The 15,684-nt window shown below is 58.9% G+C and carries 10 protein-coding genes; 5 read left to right on the top strand and 5 right to left on the bottom strand.

Annotation, left to right across the window (positions count from 1 at the left end; translation table 11 throughout):
- Window positions 1-80: 80 nt before the first annotated feature.
- Entirely contained in the window at window positions 81-959 is an 879-nt protein-coding gene (locus ACKPCU_RS13530) for a diguanylate cyclase (protein WP_321347440.1), read from the top strand.
- A 163-nt stretch (window positions 960-1,122) separates the two neighbouring features.
- On the opposite strand, the gene ACKPCU_RS13525 is transcribed toward ACKPCU_RS13530, so the two are convergent.
- Window positions 1,123-1,494 carry a hypothetical protein gene (locus ACKPCU_RS13525; protein WP_321347438.1) on the bottom strand — a complete coding sequence of 124 codons (372 nt, stop codon included), beginning with the start codon at window positions 1,492-1,494 and terminating at the stop codon, window positions 1,123-1,125.
- Between the two features lie 80 nt (window positions 1,495-1,574).
- Entirely contained in the window at window positions 1,575-2,510 is a 936-nt protein-coding gene (locus tag ACKPCU_RS13520; RefSeq protein WP_211287085.1) for a helix-turn-helix transcriptional regulator, read from the bottom strand.
- A gap of 222 nt (window positions 2,511-2,732) precedes the next feature.
- Between ACKPCU_RS13520 and ACKPCU_RS13515 the strand changes: the two genes are divergently transcribed.
- The 3 genes from ACKPCU_RS13515 to ACKPCU_RS13505 all read left to right on the top strand — a co-directional run bounded on the left by ACKPCU_RS13515 (window position 2,733) and on the right by ACKPCU_RS13505 (window position 12,079).
- Window positions 2,733-9,233: a YDG domain-containing protein gene (locus tag ACKPCU_RS13515; protein ID WP_321347433.1), complete on the top strand. Its 6,501-nt coding sequence runs from the start codon at window positions 2,733-2,735 to the stop codon at window positions 9,231-9,233.
- Between the two features lie 79 nt (window positions 9,234-9,312).
- The gene (locus ACKPCU_RS13510; protein WP_321347431.1) at window positions 9,313-10,941 is read left to right on the top strand and encodes a ShlB/FhaC/HecB family hemolysin secretion/activation protein; all 1,629 of its coding nucleotides are present in this window, start codon (window positions 9,313-9,315) and stop codon (window positions 10,939-10,941) included.
- A 460-nt stretch (window positions 10,942-11,401) separates the two neighbouring features.
- Window positions 11,402-12,079 (top strand): nitroreductase, encoded by a 678-nt coding sequence (locus ACKPCU_RS13505; protein WP_321347429.1) that lies wholly within the window; start codon window positions 11,402-11,404, stop codon window positions 12,077-12,079.
- Between the two features lie 114 nt (window positions 12,080-12,193).
- Here the strand turns inward: ACKPCU_RS13505 and ACKPCU_RS13500 are convergent, their stop codons facing one another.
- On the bottom strand, window positions 12,194-12,766 hold the full coding sequence (locus tag ACKPCU_RS13500; protein WP_321347427.1) for a Smr/MutS family protein: 573 nt from the start codon (window positions 12,764-12,766) through the stop codon (window positions 12,194-12,196).
- Between the two features lie 239 nt (window positions 12,767-13,005).
- On the opposite strand from ACKPCU_RS13500, the gene prmB reads away from it, so the two are divergent.
- Window positions 13,006-13,917 (top strand): 50S ribosomal protein L3 N(5)-glutamine methyltransferase, encoded by a 912-nt coding sequence (gene prmB, locus ACKPCU_RS13495; RefSeq protein WP_321347425.1) that lies wholly within the window; start codon window positions 13,006-13,008, stop codon window positions 13,915-13,917.
- Between the two features lie 56 nt (window positions 13,918-13,973).
- On the opposite strand, the gene ACKPCU_RS13490 is transcribed toward prmB, so the two are convergent.
- Both ACKPCU_RS13490 and ACKPCU_RS13485 read right to left on the bottom strand, forming a co-directional pair.
- Window positions 13,974-14,753 carry a hypothetical protein gene (locus tag ACKPCU_RS13490; RefSeq protein ID WP_104737530.1) on the bottom strand — a complete coding sequence of 260 codons (780 nt, stop codon included), beginning with the start codon at window positions 14,751-14,753 and terminating at the stop codon, window positions 13,974-13,976.
- A gap of 100 nt (window positions 14,754-14,853) precedes the next feature.
- Window positions 14,854-15,627: a sulfite exporter TauE/SafE family protein gene (locus ACKPCU_RS13485; RefSeq protein ID WP_104737529.1), complete on the bottom strand. Its 774-nt coding sequence runs from the start codon at window positions 15,625-15,627 to the stop codon at window positions 14,854-14,856.
- Window positions 15,628-15,684 lie beyond the last annotated feature (57 nt).

Raw genomic sequence — 15,684 nt, 5'->3', positions numbered from 1 at the left:
GGTTTGGTCGATATTTTCGGCGCCTAGCGATTAAAAGTCCGTCCCCCAACTGGGCGTCAGACCTGGAAAGAGACATCGATGTGGACACCTTAACGAATCATCAGTTACAGGCAAGTATTGTTGAGCTTGATCATGCCATTTATCTTCACGATCAGTGGTACAGGAATTTGTTGAGAACATTGGTTTCTCGCGTGCCACCAGATCAAGCAGATTTGCGTCTTGATGCGCACCTGCAGTGCCCTTTTGGAAAATGGCTTGAAGACCGTTCAGCTATCGTTTTTGACGAGGGCTTTGACTGTACGTCACTAAAAGGTGCGCACGAGACGGTACATAGCGTTGCGCGCGAATTCCTCCGATTGATTTCAGCTGGTTCGGTCATTCCGGTTGAAGAGTGGGATTACTTTGAGCGCTGTCGGGAAAAAATGCGGCTGGACATAATGGCAGCACGGCACAAGTTTGCCGAGGCTGTTAAAAATCGAGACCCACTTACTGAAATTGAAACCAGAGCTGGCCTGCTTGCAGAGCTTCGAAAACAGCAGGCTTTGGTGCAAAGGGGGGAACAAGCCTGCGCCTTGGCTATGCTCGATGTTGATCATTTCAAGAAAATAAACGACTCGTATGGTCATGCCGCTGGCGACCTGGTACTCGTTTCAATCGTGCAGTGTGTAAAGTCCTGTTTGCGCCCCTACGACCTGATCTACCGGTATGGCGGAGAAGAGTTCATCATTTGCATGCCGGGCACAACCATTACTCAGGCAGGGGAGGTAATGGAGCGCTTGCGTTCAGCCATCTCCAAGCTGCGTTTTGGTTTTGGTCAGGCTCAAGTGACGGCCTCCTTTGGTGTCACCGTTCTTGGCTCATCTCTATCCGTGGAAGAGTCAATAAGTTGTTCTGATCGGGCGATGTATGAAGCGAAGGCTACGGGTCGTAACCGTGTGGTGCTGCACCCTGAAGGTTGAGAGGCAAGACCCCGGGGCAGCATGCTTGATGGTGGTTCGATAACCTGGTGGGGCTGCTCAGTCTGCACCGCAGTCGGCAAGGTAAAGGTGTTGCTTCGTCGAAGAGCGTTACCGACCGCAGCGGCCAGAGTGAGAATGGCCGCTGCGGCTGCGGGTCGGGCGTTTAAAGCCCCAGATATTCGGCAATCAGAAACGCCTCGCCACGACCTTCGTGCTTGCCAAAGTAGCTGACGGCTTCGCGCTCGTCGTCTTCGATATAGCCCACCTCACAGTCGATGTCGTATTGCTGGGCCAGACTGTTGAACAGGTTCACTGGCGGGTTGAGGTGAACTGGCTTCTTTATCGGTTGGCTGATGCCCAGTTGCCAGTCTTCACAGTCGTCGCTTTCACAGTCGTTGATCAGGGTTACCGTGGTTGCTGTGTTCTCATCAGCATATACCTGCAAGGCGGCTTGCAGCTCGGGCAGATTCTGTTTGAGCTTTTTTTCCTGCTTTTCATCAAGACGGTCGCAGGCGATGAGAATGTACACGAGCATGGTGGTTACCCAGGTTGGAGTCAGGTGGCACTCTAGCACAGGACGATTCAGCCTTTCCCTGCACACCGTCAGATAGTGCCTTATCCGCTGCTGGATGCACCTCTTCGCAGTGTCCGTGCCGGCGTTTCCCCGAAGCGTGCTCGGTAGGCGCGAGAGAAGTTGCTGACGTGGCTGTAGCCAACTCGCTCGGCAACCTCACGCACGGGCAATTCGCCTGTTTCCAGCCAGCGGTTGGCTGTACTCATGCGTTCATTGCGCACGTACTCAGCGCAGCTCAGCTGGAATTTTTGCCGAAACAGTTGATCGAGGCGGTTCTCGGACAGACCTGCCATATCGGCCAGATTGGCCAGGGCCAGGGCGCCATCCAGGTTGTTTTCGATGTGCGCGATGATGTCGCTCAGGGCCTGCTTTTCCCAAACGATAATGCGATCTTCTGTATCGTTTTCCTCGCAGAACAGCTCGATGATTTCGGCAAGGAACAGGTTTGCAATACCTTCGAGCTTCAGTAGTCGGGTGCTGCCTCTGGCGTGGTTGTCGAACAGGTTGCTTGCCAATTGACGTAGGCGCGGGCTGGGCGAGAATGATTGGCCCAGCTGGAAGTCGCCAAACGCGCTGTCATGGAACAGCGACAGACGCTCCGGCAGTTGGCCGTTGAAGCGCGCTTGCAGTGGTGCCAGGGTCGACGCTACGCCCACATGGCGAATGAGCTGCCCCTTGAACAGATGAAAGCGGCTGCCTGATGGGTCAACCCGCATCAACAGTGCCGAATCCGGTGTCAGCGTAAAGGTTTTGCCGTCGGGGTAGGCCAGTTCGGAGCGGCCCTGCAGATGCAGCGCAGAGCCGATCCACGGCTCGCTGAAACTGTTCTGTACCTGCACGGAACAGTCTTCCAGCGCCTCATATTCCATCCGGTAGAGCACTATGCCACTGGCGAATTCCAGACGTTCCATACGACCGCGAATGCCCGGCAGGTCGATTGCCTGACCACCGCTCATGTCTGCCTTAACTAGTGGCACCTCCGTGCCGCTTCCGTGTTTTTTTATCATGGCTGAATACTACCGGAATTCACCGGTTTGGCAGCCAATACGAGGGAAATGATAAGAACTCGGAAAATGATATATCCGCCAAGTGGTTCTCAACCGCACTGATCTCTACCCTACAGCCCAAACGGAAATCATCACGCAGGGGAGCTGTCATTGCCCAATCCGGGCCGGACATCCCCCGGGGAAGGGAGCGCCATGAATCACATCTTCAAAACCGTTTTCAATGCTGCGCTGGGCGTTTGGCAGGCCGTATCCGAGTTGGCTCGTGGCTGCGGCAAGGGGCGAGGTAAGCAGGGCAGCGGCACACTACGAGGCGGGCAATGGCGGGGCGCTCCTGGCGTTTTGCTGTTGCTGTGCGCGGCGCCCGGCACCGTGCTGGCGGCCAGCCTGCCGCAGAATGGTCAGGTGATTGCTGGCGATGTGTCCATCAGCCAGCCCAGTGATCACACGCTCACCATCGAGCAGGGCTCAAACAAGGCCATTATCGACTGGCAGTCGTTCAGCATCGGTGAAGGCAACACCGTCAACTTCGACCAACACAGCAGCTCCGCCGTGGCGCTGAACCGCGTTACCGGCAACGACCCCTCGGCGATTTACGGCAACCTCAATGCCACCGGCAAGGTGTTTTTGGTCAACCAGAACGGGGTGCTGTTTGCCGAAGGGGCCAACGTTAACGTCGGCGGCCTGGTGGCCTCCACGCTGGATATCGACAATCAGGATTTTGTCGACGGCAACTACCGTTTTGAGGGCAGCGGTAATCAGGCGGTGATCAACCGTGGCACCATCCATGCCGATGGCGGCGCTGTGGTGATGCTCGGCGGGCAGGTGAGTAACGACGGGGTGATCCGCGCCAACCTGGGCAATGTCGCCATGGCCGCTGGGGAAAAAATTCAACTGGATTTTGCCGGCGACGGTTTGATCAACCTCACCATTGAACAGGGCAAACTCAATGCCCTGGTGGAAAACCACGGCGCGATCCAGGCCGATGGCGGCAGTGTCTACCTCACCACCCACGCCGCGGATCAGGTGCTCGATTCGGTGGTTAACAACAGTGGGCAGATTCGTGCGCAGACCGTGGCCGAACGCGACGGCAAAATCGTGCTGCTGGCGGATATGCAAAGCGGCACCGCCACTATCGACGGCACGCTGGACGCCTCAGCGCCCGACAGCGGCGATGGCGGCTTTATCGAAACCAGCGGCGCTCACGTCACTATCGCAGACAGCACACAGATCACCACGCAGGCTGAACATGGCGACACCGGCACCTGGCTGATCGACCCCAACGACTTCACCATCGCCGCCAGCGGCGGTGACATCACCGGCGCCACGCTGAGCAACCAGCTTGCCAGCACCGACGTCGAGATCCAGAGCGTCAATGGCGCCACCGACGGCAACGGCGATGTTTTCGTTAATGACAGCGTCAGCTGGAACGACAACACCCTCACACTCAGCGCCGAGCGTGATATCCACGTCAATGAGTCCCTTAACGCCAGCGGCACCGCCGGTCTGGCGCTGAAATACGGGCAGGGCAGCAGCGATGGGGTGATTAACGGCACCGAAGCCCAATACCGGGTCACGGCGCCCATCAATCTGGCCTCCACTGGCAGCTTCAGCACCCAGCTGGGCAGTGCTGGTTCTGTCATCGACTACACCATCATTACTGATGTAAACGCCTTGCAAGACATCAACAGCGGGCTGACCGGCTACTATGTGCTGGGCGCGGATATTGATGCCAGTGCCACCGCAGGCTGGAACAGCGGTGCGGGGTTTAATCCGCTTGGTAGTACTTACAGCAATAGTTTCCAGGGCGTGTTTGATGGCCTGGGGCATGTGATCAGTGGCCTGTTTATTAACCGGGGAGCCACAGACTTTGTCGGCCTGTTTGGCTACACCGATGGCGCAGCGCTGCGTCAGGTGGGGTTGGAGAACGTCGATATTACGGGCCGGGATTACGTCGGCGCTCTGGTGGGCGGGCAATACAATAGTCGTGTCAGCCAGTCCTATGTCAGTGGCTCAGTGAACGGGGAGTACCGCGTTGGTGGTTTGGTCGGTGACAGCTTCGCTAATAGTCGTATTAGCCAGTCCTATGCCACCGCTGCGGTGACGGGGACGTTAGAGGTTGGCGGTCTGGTCGGGCATCAGTTTGATGGCAGCATCAGCCAGTCCTATGCCACCGGCGCGGTGACGGGGAGTAATCAGGTTGGCGGTCTGGTCGGGCTTCAGAACGGTGGCAACATCAGCCAGTCCTATGCCACCGGTGCGGTGACGGGGGCGGCTCAGGTTGGCGGTCTGGTCGCGTATCAGGACCCTATTTACAGCTCTATCACCAACAGCTACTGGAACACCGAAACAACCGGCCAGGCAACGAGCGCTGGCGGTGGCACGGGCCTGACCACCGAACAAATGTTCTCCGCCGACAGCTTCACCGGTTTCGAGTTTGGCGAGGTGTGGGGCAATGCTGGTGATCAGACCACGCCGTATCTACTGGGGCTGTCGGGCAATCAGGTCTTTAACCGCCATGACTTGCCCACGGGTGCCATCACCGCAAGCAATCGCCCCGACGCCTATAACGTCATCCTCACTCTGCAACAGCTGCAAGCTATCAACAGCGGTCTGACCAGCAACTATGTGCTGGGGGCGGATATTGATGCCAGCGCCACGGCAGGCTGGAACAGCGGTGCCGGGTTTGTGCCGATTGGGGATGACGCCAATCGATTTAGTGGCGTGTTCGATGGGCTGGGGCATGTGATCAGTGGTTTGTTTATTGATCGGAATGCATCCGACCATACAGGTCTGTTTGGCTTCACCAACGGCGCAACCCTGCGCCAGGTGGGGTTGGACGGTGTTGATGTTAGGGGGAGTCGCTATGTTGGCGGCCTGGTTGGGTATAGCAGGTACAGCAACATCACCCAATCCTATGTCAGCGGCGTGGTTCAGGGCCTGGAAAATGTCGGCGGTCTGATTGGTCATCAAGAAGATGGCGGTATCACTCAGTCTTATGCCACCAGTCGTGTGCAAGGAAGTAAAAACGTTGGCGGTCTGGTGGGCTGGTCGGAAGGTGCCCTCATCCGTGAGTCATATGCTGTTGGCTCAGTTGCTGGCGATGATTGGATTGGCGGTCTGGTCGGTTTAAACCGTGGCGGCATAAGGAATTCCTACGCGACAGGCGCGGTGGAAGGGGGCACGAACGTAGGTGGGCTGGTTGGCCAAACCTTCTTCGCGATTGTTGACAGCCACTGGGATAGCGCCTCCACCGGGCAGATTGGGAGTGGGGCATCTGGCGGCGTGGCTGAGGTGACGGCCTCTAACCGCTACAACCACAGCGCCTATCAAAATCTCGGCACCTGGGAGCAGCTATACGGCGACGTGTATATAGCCAAAGACGGCAGCGGCAATCCCACCTGGGCCATGATCGAAGGCTCCACCCGGCCGTTTTTGTACAGCGAATACAGCACCACCATTCGCAACGCCCACCAGTTGCAACTGGCTGCGCTGGATCTGACGGCAGACTACACCCTTGCAGCTGATATTGATGCCGGCATTGCCAATGGCAGCAATGACTCGGGCATGTGGAGCACTGCGGGGTTTGATCCCATTGGTGATTTAGCCAATCGATTCGGCGGCGGCCTAGATGGTCTTGGGCATGTGATTGGTGATCTGTTTATTGATCGGCGAGCCACAGACTATGTTGGATTGTTTGGCTACACCGATGGCGCAAGGCTCCGCCATGTAGGGCTGGAAAATATCGATATTACCGGGCGGAGCTATGTTGCGGGTTTGGTTGGTAATAAATTTGATGGTGATATCAGCAATGCCTATGTGACAGGGAGGGTGACTGGCGCGGAGAAACTTGTGGGCGGCCTGGTCGGTATGCAGTGGGGCAGCAATGCCAGCATCAGCGATGCCTATGCGACAAGCACGGTGACTGGTGGGGGAGATTTTGTTGGCGGCCTGATAGGTTTTCAGGAGGTAGGCAGCCATGTCAGCCACTCCTATGCGACAGGAACGGTGATTGGGGGTAGAGCGGTTGGTGGCCTGATTGGAGCCCAAAGGAACAGCAGCGTCAGCCAGTCCTATGCCACGGGCGCGGTGACAGGCGCTGACCGGGTCGGTGGCCTGATAGGTTTTCAGGCGACTAGTACCATCAGTGATAGCTACTACCTGCTCACGGGTGACCGCACCGTCGAAGCGACAGCGGGGTTGATCACTACCCTGGGCGGCGTCAAGGTGGCAGATAACGTTTCGGGTGCCACCCTGAGCCTGAAGGCCAGCGGCGATGTTAACGTCAGCGACAGTGTTTCACTGGAAGACAATGCACTGCTGGTCGAGGCCGAAGGCGATGTTCACCTCGCGGCGGGCGCTGTGCTTTCCTCTGATGCGGCGGGCGATGCTCTGGTGCTGAGCAGTAACGCGTTTATTAACGAGGCCGGGAGTGCTGCTGTACAGACCAGCCATGCAGATGGTCGCTGGCTGATCTACAGCGATAACCCGGATGACAACACCTTTGGTGGTCTGGCCAGCGGTAATCAGGCGCTCTGGAATACCAGCTGGAGTGGCTCGCCAGCTGTCACGGCACCGGGCAACCGCTATGTGTTTGCCATGCAGCCCACCCTCACGGTCACCGACAATGTTAACTACACCAAAACCTACGGTGACATATTCCCCACGCCGGTTGCCGGCACCGATTACACACTGAGCGGGTTTGTGGACGCTGGCATTTACGGCAATGTGTTCACGCAGGACGACGCCAGCAACATCGGTGCACCCACCCTTGTCTCGGCAGGTGCGGCCGCAAGTGCGGACGCGGCTGACTATGCCCTGACCTGGCAGGTCGGTGATCTGGACGCTACGGGTTACAACGTCGACCTGACCGCTACCGGCGGTACTCTCACGGTGACACCGAAAGTCATTGATCTGATTAACGCCATTGCTCAGAACAAAGTTTACGACGGCTCCACCGATGCGGATGTGACTGCCGATCTTAGTGGTGTCATCGGCGGCGATGATCTGCAACTGGCCCTCGCCGGGGCGTTTGATAACAAAAACGCCGGCACCGGCAAAACCGTGACCGTCAGCGGCTTGCTGTCGGGCGCGGATGCCGGTAACTACGCCCTGTCGGCGAACAGCGTCACGACCACCGCCAGCATCAGCGCCAAGGTGATCGATCTGATCAATGCGGTGGCGCAACACAAGGTTTACGACGGTACGACCGATGCGGATGTAACTGCCGGTCTTGGTGGCGTCATCAGCGGCGATGATCTGCAACTGGCCCTCGCCGGGGCGTTTGATAACAAAAACGCCGGCACCGGCAAAACCGTGACCGTCAGCGGCGCTCTGTCGGGCGCGGATGTGGGCAACTACACCCTGTCGGCAAACAGCGTCACGACCACTGCCGACATCAGCGCCAAGGTGATCGACCTGATCAATGCGGTGGCGCAACACAAGGTTTACGACGGTACGACCGATGCGGATGTGACTGCCGATCTTGGTGGCGTCATCAGCGGCGATGATCTGCAACTGGCCCTCGCCGGGGCGTTTGATAACAAAAACGCCGGCACCGGCAAAACTGTGACCGTCAGCGGCGCACTGTCGGGCGCGGATGTGGGCAACTACACCCTGTCGGCAAACAGCGTCACGACCACTGCCAGCATCAGCGCCAAGGTAATCGACCTGATCAATGCGGTGGCGCAGCACAAGGTTTACGACGGTACGACCGATGCGGATGTGACTGCCGATCTTAGTGGTGTCATCAGCGGCGATGATCTGCAACTGGCCCTCGCCGGGGCGTTTGATAACAAAAACGCTGGTACCGGCAAAACCGTGACGGTCAGCGGGATGCTGTCAGGCGCGGATGCCGGTAACTACGCCCTGTCGGCGAACAGCGTCACGACCACCGCCGACATCAGCGCCAAGGTGATCGACCTGATCAACGTCGCAGCGCAAAACAAAATTTACGATGGCACCACCGATGCGGATGTGACGGCGGGGCTGGGCGGAGTGGTCAGTGGGGATGACCTGCGGGTGAACCTGAGCGCCTGGTTTGCTGATGCCGAGATTGGCCAGGGCAAGACCGTGACCGTCAGCGGGGTGCTGGATGGCGCTGATAGCCATAACTACCAGCTCAATAGTCCAATTCAGATTCTGGCCAGCATTCTGGCTTACCTGCCTCCGCAGGGATACCAAGAGACGATCGACTATCGAGCCCCGCAACAGGGCGCTGGGCAAGCGTTGCCGACGCCGGAGCAACAGGCGCTGCAGCTTGAGGTGCAGGGCGATGGTCTCAATCTTTCCGGGTTGGGTGGCGCGGTCACGTTGACGGTTCCCGCTGCTCCGGGGAGGCCGCTGGCCTTGCGGCTGAACTCGTCGCAGCTGCAAGCGGCGGGCCTTTCAGGTGATGAGCCCGGCAGGACGGATGCTGCCACTCAGGGCTTGCTGGGGGCGCTGGCGGCCTTCCTGAAAGCCAACCCTGAGGCGCGGGTTCAGTTGATGGAACAGGCTGGCGAGGTTGGAGCGAACGTAGTCGATCCGCAACGTTTTGTCGTCCACGCGCAGTCTGTTGCCAAGCTGCTGCAGCGCTTTGGGGTGTCGGCCGAGCAGCTGCAGGCCGGCGCAGCGGATAAGCCGCAGCCGTTCGGCACTGACACTCTGCAGTTGGCCATGGCGGTTAATCGCCGCGCTGACGCTCAAGCCGAATAGATCAGACCGATCAGAGGGATAACGCCAGGTCCAGTGTGGCCTGGCGGTTGTTGTCATGGAATAAATCGAGGGAATCGCAGTGAGTACAAAAGGGTTGGGGTTGTTGGCTGTCTGCTGTTGGCTGCCGTCCACTGCCGCGATGGCGCAACAGCCGCCGCAGGCTGGCGACAGTTTACGCATACTTGAAGATCATGCACCGGCGTTGCCAGCCCCTGCAGACCCGGTGTTGCAGGCGCCCACAGAGGTGCCTGCAACAGCGCCGCAATCCGACGTTCGCATTCCGGTGCAGCAGTTCCGGATTGAAGGCAATCGCACACTGCCGACGGATGCGCTGCTGGCGCAGTTGGCCGATCTGGAGGGGCAGACGCTGACGTTGGCCGAGCTGTATCAGGCTGCGGAGCGCCTTACGCTTTACTACCGTCAACAAGGCTACCTGGTGAGTCGGGCCTATGTGCCTGCACAGGAAATTGGTGAAGACGGTGTGATTACGCTGGCGATAGCCGAAGGGGAGTATGGCCGGGTAACGCTGGACAACGCGAGTCGCCTGCGCGACGCGCTGCCTGCCGCGACGCTGAGCGGGCTGGAGGCTGGCGATGCGGTAAAGCTCAAACCGTTGGAGCGGCGTCTGCTGTTGCTCAATGACGTGCCGGGTGTACGCGCGACATCATCGCTCGCTGCAGGAGCCAAGCCGGGGCAGTCTGATCTGGTGGTGGCGCTGGAAGATGAGCCGCTGGTCAGTGGTGCGGTGACGCTCGACAACTACGGCAATCGCCACACCGGGGCGTATCGTCTGGGCGGAGAGCTGTACTTGGCCAACCCGTTGGGGTTTGGTGATGCTTTCGCGCTGTCTCTGTTGGGCTCCGATGAACAGCAACTGTACTATCAGGCACGCTACGATGTGCCGGTCAGCCCGTGGGGGACGCGGGCGGGTATTGTGGCCTCAAAAATGGATTACGAACTGGGTGGCGATTTTGACGACCTGGACGCGACCGGGACCGCGGACACCGTGGGTGTGTTTGTCAGTCACCCTTGGGTCCGCAGTCGTACGCTGAACTTGCGCAGCACCTTGCAGGTGGACCGCAAGGACCTGACTGACGAACTGTTCGATGGCTTGATCGTTACCGACAAGACGTCTGAAAGTGTCTCGCTGGGATTGTCCGGTGATTGGCGCGACAGTCTCGGTGGCGGTGGCGTAAATGCGTTCAGCCTGAACTGGGTGCATGGGCATCTGCGTGGCGACAGTTCCGACCTTGGCAGCTATGACAAGCTGCAGTACTCGCTGCTGCGCCTGCAGCGGCTCGCGGGGCCATTCAGTCTGTACACGGCGATTCAGGGGCAGGTGACCGATGGCAACCTTGATAGCTCAGAGCATTTGTCGCTTGGCGGGCCCTATGCCGTTCGCGGTTATCCCGCGGGTGAGGCCAGCGCGGATGAGGGGGTTATCGGTACTGTTGAGCTGCGTTATCAGTGGCGGCCGCAGTGGCAGTTCACGGCGTTTGTGGATGGCGGCTATGCTCGCCTGGAACGTCACCCTCAGCAAGACGGCGACTACCATCGCAATCTGAGCAGTGTGGGGGTGGGGGCGCAGTGGCAACTCCACCCGCAACTGACGCTCAGTGCTACCAGCGCATGGCGCAGCGGCGAGCATCCCACCAGTGACACGGAGCGAACACCACAGGTGTGGGGGCGTATGCAGTGGTCGTTCTGACCTGATACGTGACCAGCTGATTGGGGAGTTCTGTTGTTACTGCAGAACTTTCCTCTCGTCGGCGCAAGAGCAGAAGGCGTCATTTGGTCGATCCTCAACGTTCTAAGTAGTCAACTTAGCAATCCGATGAAAAGCGCCAGCGTTTTACGGCTTGTGCTCATGACATGTTCACCGAATGCCAGGCTGGTTTGTGAGTCTTCAAACTTCCCGATTGATGGCTGTTGACGGAGTGGGGAGGTTATATGAGTACTGCGACTCAATTGGCTGCGTGCGTGGTTACTCCCTTTGTTCGCTCTGCGGTGTGTGCTTGTAGCGGCTCGCCTTACGTTATCCATCTATTTGATATTCATCCATTTCAACTGGCTGACCCGCGCCAGCTGCATGCTGTGCTGTGCTAACGTCCGCTGCCAATGGCCCCGACGCATGTACGTCGGGCGGGACCTGTCGTGGGAGAACAACAATGAATTACGATGATGTGGTGCTGGGTCGGCGCAGTATCCGGGCGTTTAAACCCGAGCCGGTTCCGCGCGAGGTGCTGGAAGAGGTGATTGGCTTGGCGACACGGGCGCCATCATCGATGAACTCCCAGCCCTGGCATCTGCATGTGCTGACCGGTGAGCCGCTGGATCGCATTCGGGCCGAGAATACCGAACGGATGATTACCGGCGTGAAGCCCTCAAAGGAAACCCGCGATTCGGGTAGCTATGAAGGCCAGCACCGTCAGCGTCAGGTCGAGATTGCCGTGCAGTTGTTCGAAGCCATGGGGATCGCTCGCGATGACAAGGAGAAGCGTCAGGACTGGGTGCTGCGCGGTTTCCGTCAGTTTGATGCGCCGGTATCCATCGTCGTGACCTACGACCGTCAACTGCGCGAGGGTGATATCGCTCAGTTTGATTGCGGCGCGCTGGTGAACGGCCTTGTCAACGCGGCCTGGTCGCGTGGTCTTGGATGTGTGGTGAACAGTCAGGGCATCATGCACTCGCCGGTGGTGCGCGAGCATGCAGGCATTCCGGATGATCAGGTGATCATCATCTGTGTGGCGATGGGTTATCCGGATGAGAGTTTTCCGGCCAATGCAGTGGTGTCGCGTCGGCGCGAAGTGACGGATGTAGCGCGTTTTGTCGGTTTTGTAGAGTAGTCTTGGTGTGACACGATGACGGTGGACACCTTCTGGGGGTGTGTCCACCCTGCAACGCGGTCAGCTGACAAGGAGGCGCTTGCCAGGCTAAACGCCCTCGCTTGCAGCTGCTTGTCAGTCGTCCCTTCCTTCAAGCATGGTTCTGCGCAGCAATACATAGACCGAGCCTGTGCCGCCGTGGCGTGGGATGCACGAGGTGAATGCGAGGACGCTGTCGTGCTGGCGTAGCCAGGTGTTCACGTGGCTTTTCATCATGGGCTTGCGCCCGTCCAGGCGGCGGGCCTTGCCGTGGGTCACGCGTACACAACGAACTTCATGTTTAACCGCTTCGGCGAGAAACGCCCAAAGCTGTTCGCGGGCGCGCTCGATGGTCAGGCCGTGTAGATCGATTGAGCCATCGAAAGGGATATGCGCCTGTTTCAGCTTGCGCAGCTGGGATTCCTGAACACCGTTTGCAGCCCAGGCCAGCTCCTGTTCGGGGTCCACGTCGATGACAAACTGATCGGACAAGCCGTCGACCACCACCTCGTTTTGCTTGACGGTAGCGCGCTGGCGACTGGCGGCGATGTTTGCTCGGTCGCGACGCGCCTTGCCGACATCGGCCTGCTGATGCTTGATGGGCCTGGCGCCCTTGACGGCCTGACGGAACAGGTCGAGATCGTCGTCGGAGAAAGAGTCCTGTGTCATGCTGCTATTCGTTAGGCAAAGAACGGAGTTTAACAGCAGCTGACCGGTGAAATACCAACTGCGTTGTGATCCCGGCAAAAAACGACGCCAGTGCGGCGCCGATCATCCATCTCCGCTGTATTTGGCGCGGTGTCATCCTCCTGCGTTTTTCGCTGGTAGGTTAAGGTTTTTTTATCGCCTGCTGGTCGCTGGCGCAGGGCAGGGTAGAATGGCGGCTTGAACAGAACAAGGATTGACCCATGAGCGAACACGCTGCGTTGCAGAGCATTCAGGATCTCGTCCGCTGGGGCGTGAGCCGCTTCCATCAGGCTGAGCTGTTTTTTGGCCACGGCACCGACAACGCCTGGGATGAGTCGCGGCTGCTGGTCTTGCACGCACTCTACCTGCCCTGGGAAACCCCGCTGGATTACATGCAGTGCCGGGTGACCCATGAGGAGCGCGATGCTGTAGTTGCGTTGCTTGAGGAGCGTATTCGCCTGCGAATGCCGGCGGCCTATCTGACGGGCCATGCACGCTTTGCCGGTCTCGACTTTGTGGTAGATGATCGAGTGCTGGTGCCACGCTCGCCGATCGCGGAGCTGATTGAAGGGCGCTTTGAACCCTGGCTGGAGCGCGATCCGGAGCGCATTCTTGACCTGTGTACCGGCAGCGGATGTATTGGCATTGCCTGTGCTTACACCTTCCCGGAGGCTGAGGTAGTGCTGGCGGACCTGTCGTCTGATGCGCTGGCGGTAGCTGAGCAGAATATCGAGATGCACGAGTTGGGCGAGCGGGTAGAAGCGCGCTGGTCTGACGGCTTTGATGGGTTGGCTGGTGAGCGCTTTGATCTGATCGTCAGCAATCCGCCCTATGTGGATGCCGAGGACATGGGCTCGCTGCCGGACGAATACCGCCACGAGCCGGAAATGGGCTTGGCCGCCGGTGAAGACGGGCTGGACCTGGTGCGCCGGATGCTGGCGGAAGCGGCGGACTACCTGACTGAGGACGGTGTGCTGGTTATTGAGGTTGGTAACAGCATGGTGCACGTGATGGCGGAGTGGCCCGAGGTGGACTTTGAGTGGGTCAAGTTCCGTCACGGAGGGCACGGTGTGTTTGTACTGAGTGCGGAACAGTGCCGTCACTTTCAGTCACTGTTTGCCGAGAGTCTCTAAGGTTTTGGCTATCTCTGCGCGGCGCTCGCTGCGCAGATCTTCATCTAAGTTTCCGCTCAGCGCAGGACCACCCACAGCAGCATCAGCGCCTGAAAAATCGAAAAGGCAATCAGGCAGCCGATGGCAAAACGGTTGCCCAGGTCCGAACGCTTGTAGCTGGCGATGGCCGCTTGTAGCTGATTGATGCGGGTTTCCTGCTTCTGGTTCAGGGTTTCGTTTTCGCGTAGCTGAGCCAGCAGGGTGTTGATTTGCAGCGGCTGAATGCGCTCAGTGTTCCAGCTGCCGATCAGGTCGTTTACCCGATTGGCCTGGGCCAGGGCAGCACCCGCCTCGCCGTCAATGGGAGTGATGTTGAAGCCGGCACGGTTGAGAATGGCATCGCGTGCGGTACGGGCGTCCTCAGTTGGGGAGGCGCTGCTGTGCAGGGTGATGGGCGTGACGGCATAGTCTCCGCAGTAGCGCTGACACCAGTGAATTAGCTGGGCCAGCATGAAGGTGCCAAGGCCACGCTGGGCAGGCACGATCTGCACGCCATCCACCGGGCCGAAGCGCACACGCTTGCGCTTGTGATCGACCAGTACTTCCACGCGGTTGCCTGCCTCCGGCAGTGGCTCACCCTCAAAACGCACTTGCAGACGCAGCAATTCCAGTGAAGCGATGCTTTCCTGGGTTACGGCGATCTGGGCAAGGCGCTCGGGATGCACCAGCACGCGGGCCTTGAAGATCGGTTTCAACTGGACCCAGTAAGAGTCCGATGGCTTGGCGCGGGCGAACGGATCCTTCGGGGCGGTCTGCTCCGTCTCAGGGATGTCGTCCAGCGTGTCGGTCGGGCTCATTCGATGGTCCTGGATACTGCGGATACAAGGTGATGCATGACTCCTCTGTTTTATCGGCTATTTGCGTTTTTTCTGCAATGCAATCGCGCTTTTCGTTTGGTCATGCTAGCCAGTTGCGCACGGCCTCCCAGGCCAGTCGAGCGGCGAGCAGTGTCAGCACGATGTTAAAAAGGCGGCTGAAGTGGTGATCGCTCATGCGCTTGAGCAGGTGCAGGCCGAGCCAGGTGCCTACTGCTCCGGCGGCAATCATTGCTGCAATCAGGGCTAGCCATTCACGAAAGATGAACCCAGCAGCGCTGAAGGCGAATGCCTTGGGCAAGTGCTGCAAGGTCATTGCGGCGGCAAAGTTGGCAACGGTCTGTAGCCGCTGGTGCGCCTGTTGCTGCTTGATAAAGGCTGCTACCAGCGGACCGGTTGCGCCAACAAACAGGCTGAGAAAACTGGTGGCAGTTGAGGCTAGCAGGGTGCCAATCGGGCCGGTGGCGACCTTTGGGATCGCTGGGCCCCAGCACAGAACAATGATGAATAGCGCAATGCTGAGCTGCACCACGGCCAGTGGCAAACGTACCAGCAGCAGGCTGGCAGCAAAGGCGCCGAGAATGACGCCGGGAGCGAACCAGGCGATTACCCGCCAGTTGATGTGGCGCCAGGTCATCAGGGCGCGGTTCGCGTTGGAGCCTAGCTGGACCATACCGTGCACCGGAATAATCGCGGCTGCCGGCATGACCAGTGCCATGATCGCCAGCAACATCACGCCACCACCGGCGCCCATTGCCGCAGTGATGGCTGAGGTGAGGGCGGCTGCCAGAATCAGCAGCAACGCCCAGTGCGGGGCAAGGTTCTCGGGCAGCAGCAGCGGCAACAGCTCGCTCATCGGGTGGCTCCGGTGAAAAATGGGAGGATATCGCTCATCTGGAATGACCACGTTTCT

The organism is Halopseudomonas oceani (genome assembly GCF_963677335.1).
In the GTDB taxonomy this organism is placed as follows: Bacteria; Pseudomonadota; Gammaproteobacteria; order Pseudomonadales; family Pseudomonadaceae; genus Halopseudomonas; species Halopseudomonas oceani.
Note: the sequence above shows the minus strand (reverse complement) of the source record. Positions and strands in the feature narration are given on the sequence as shown.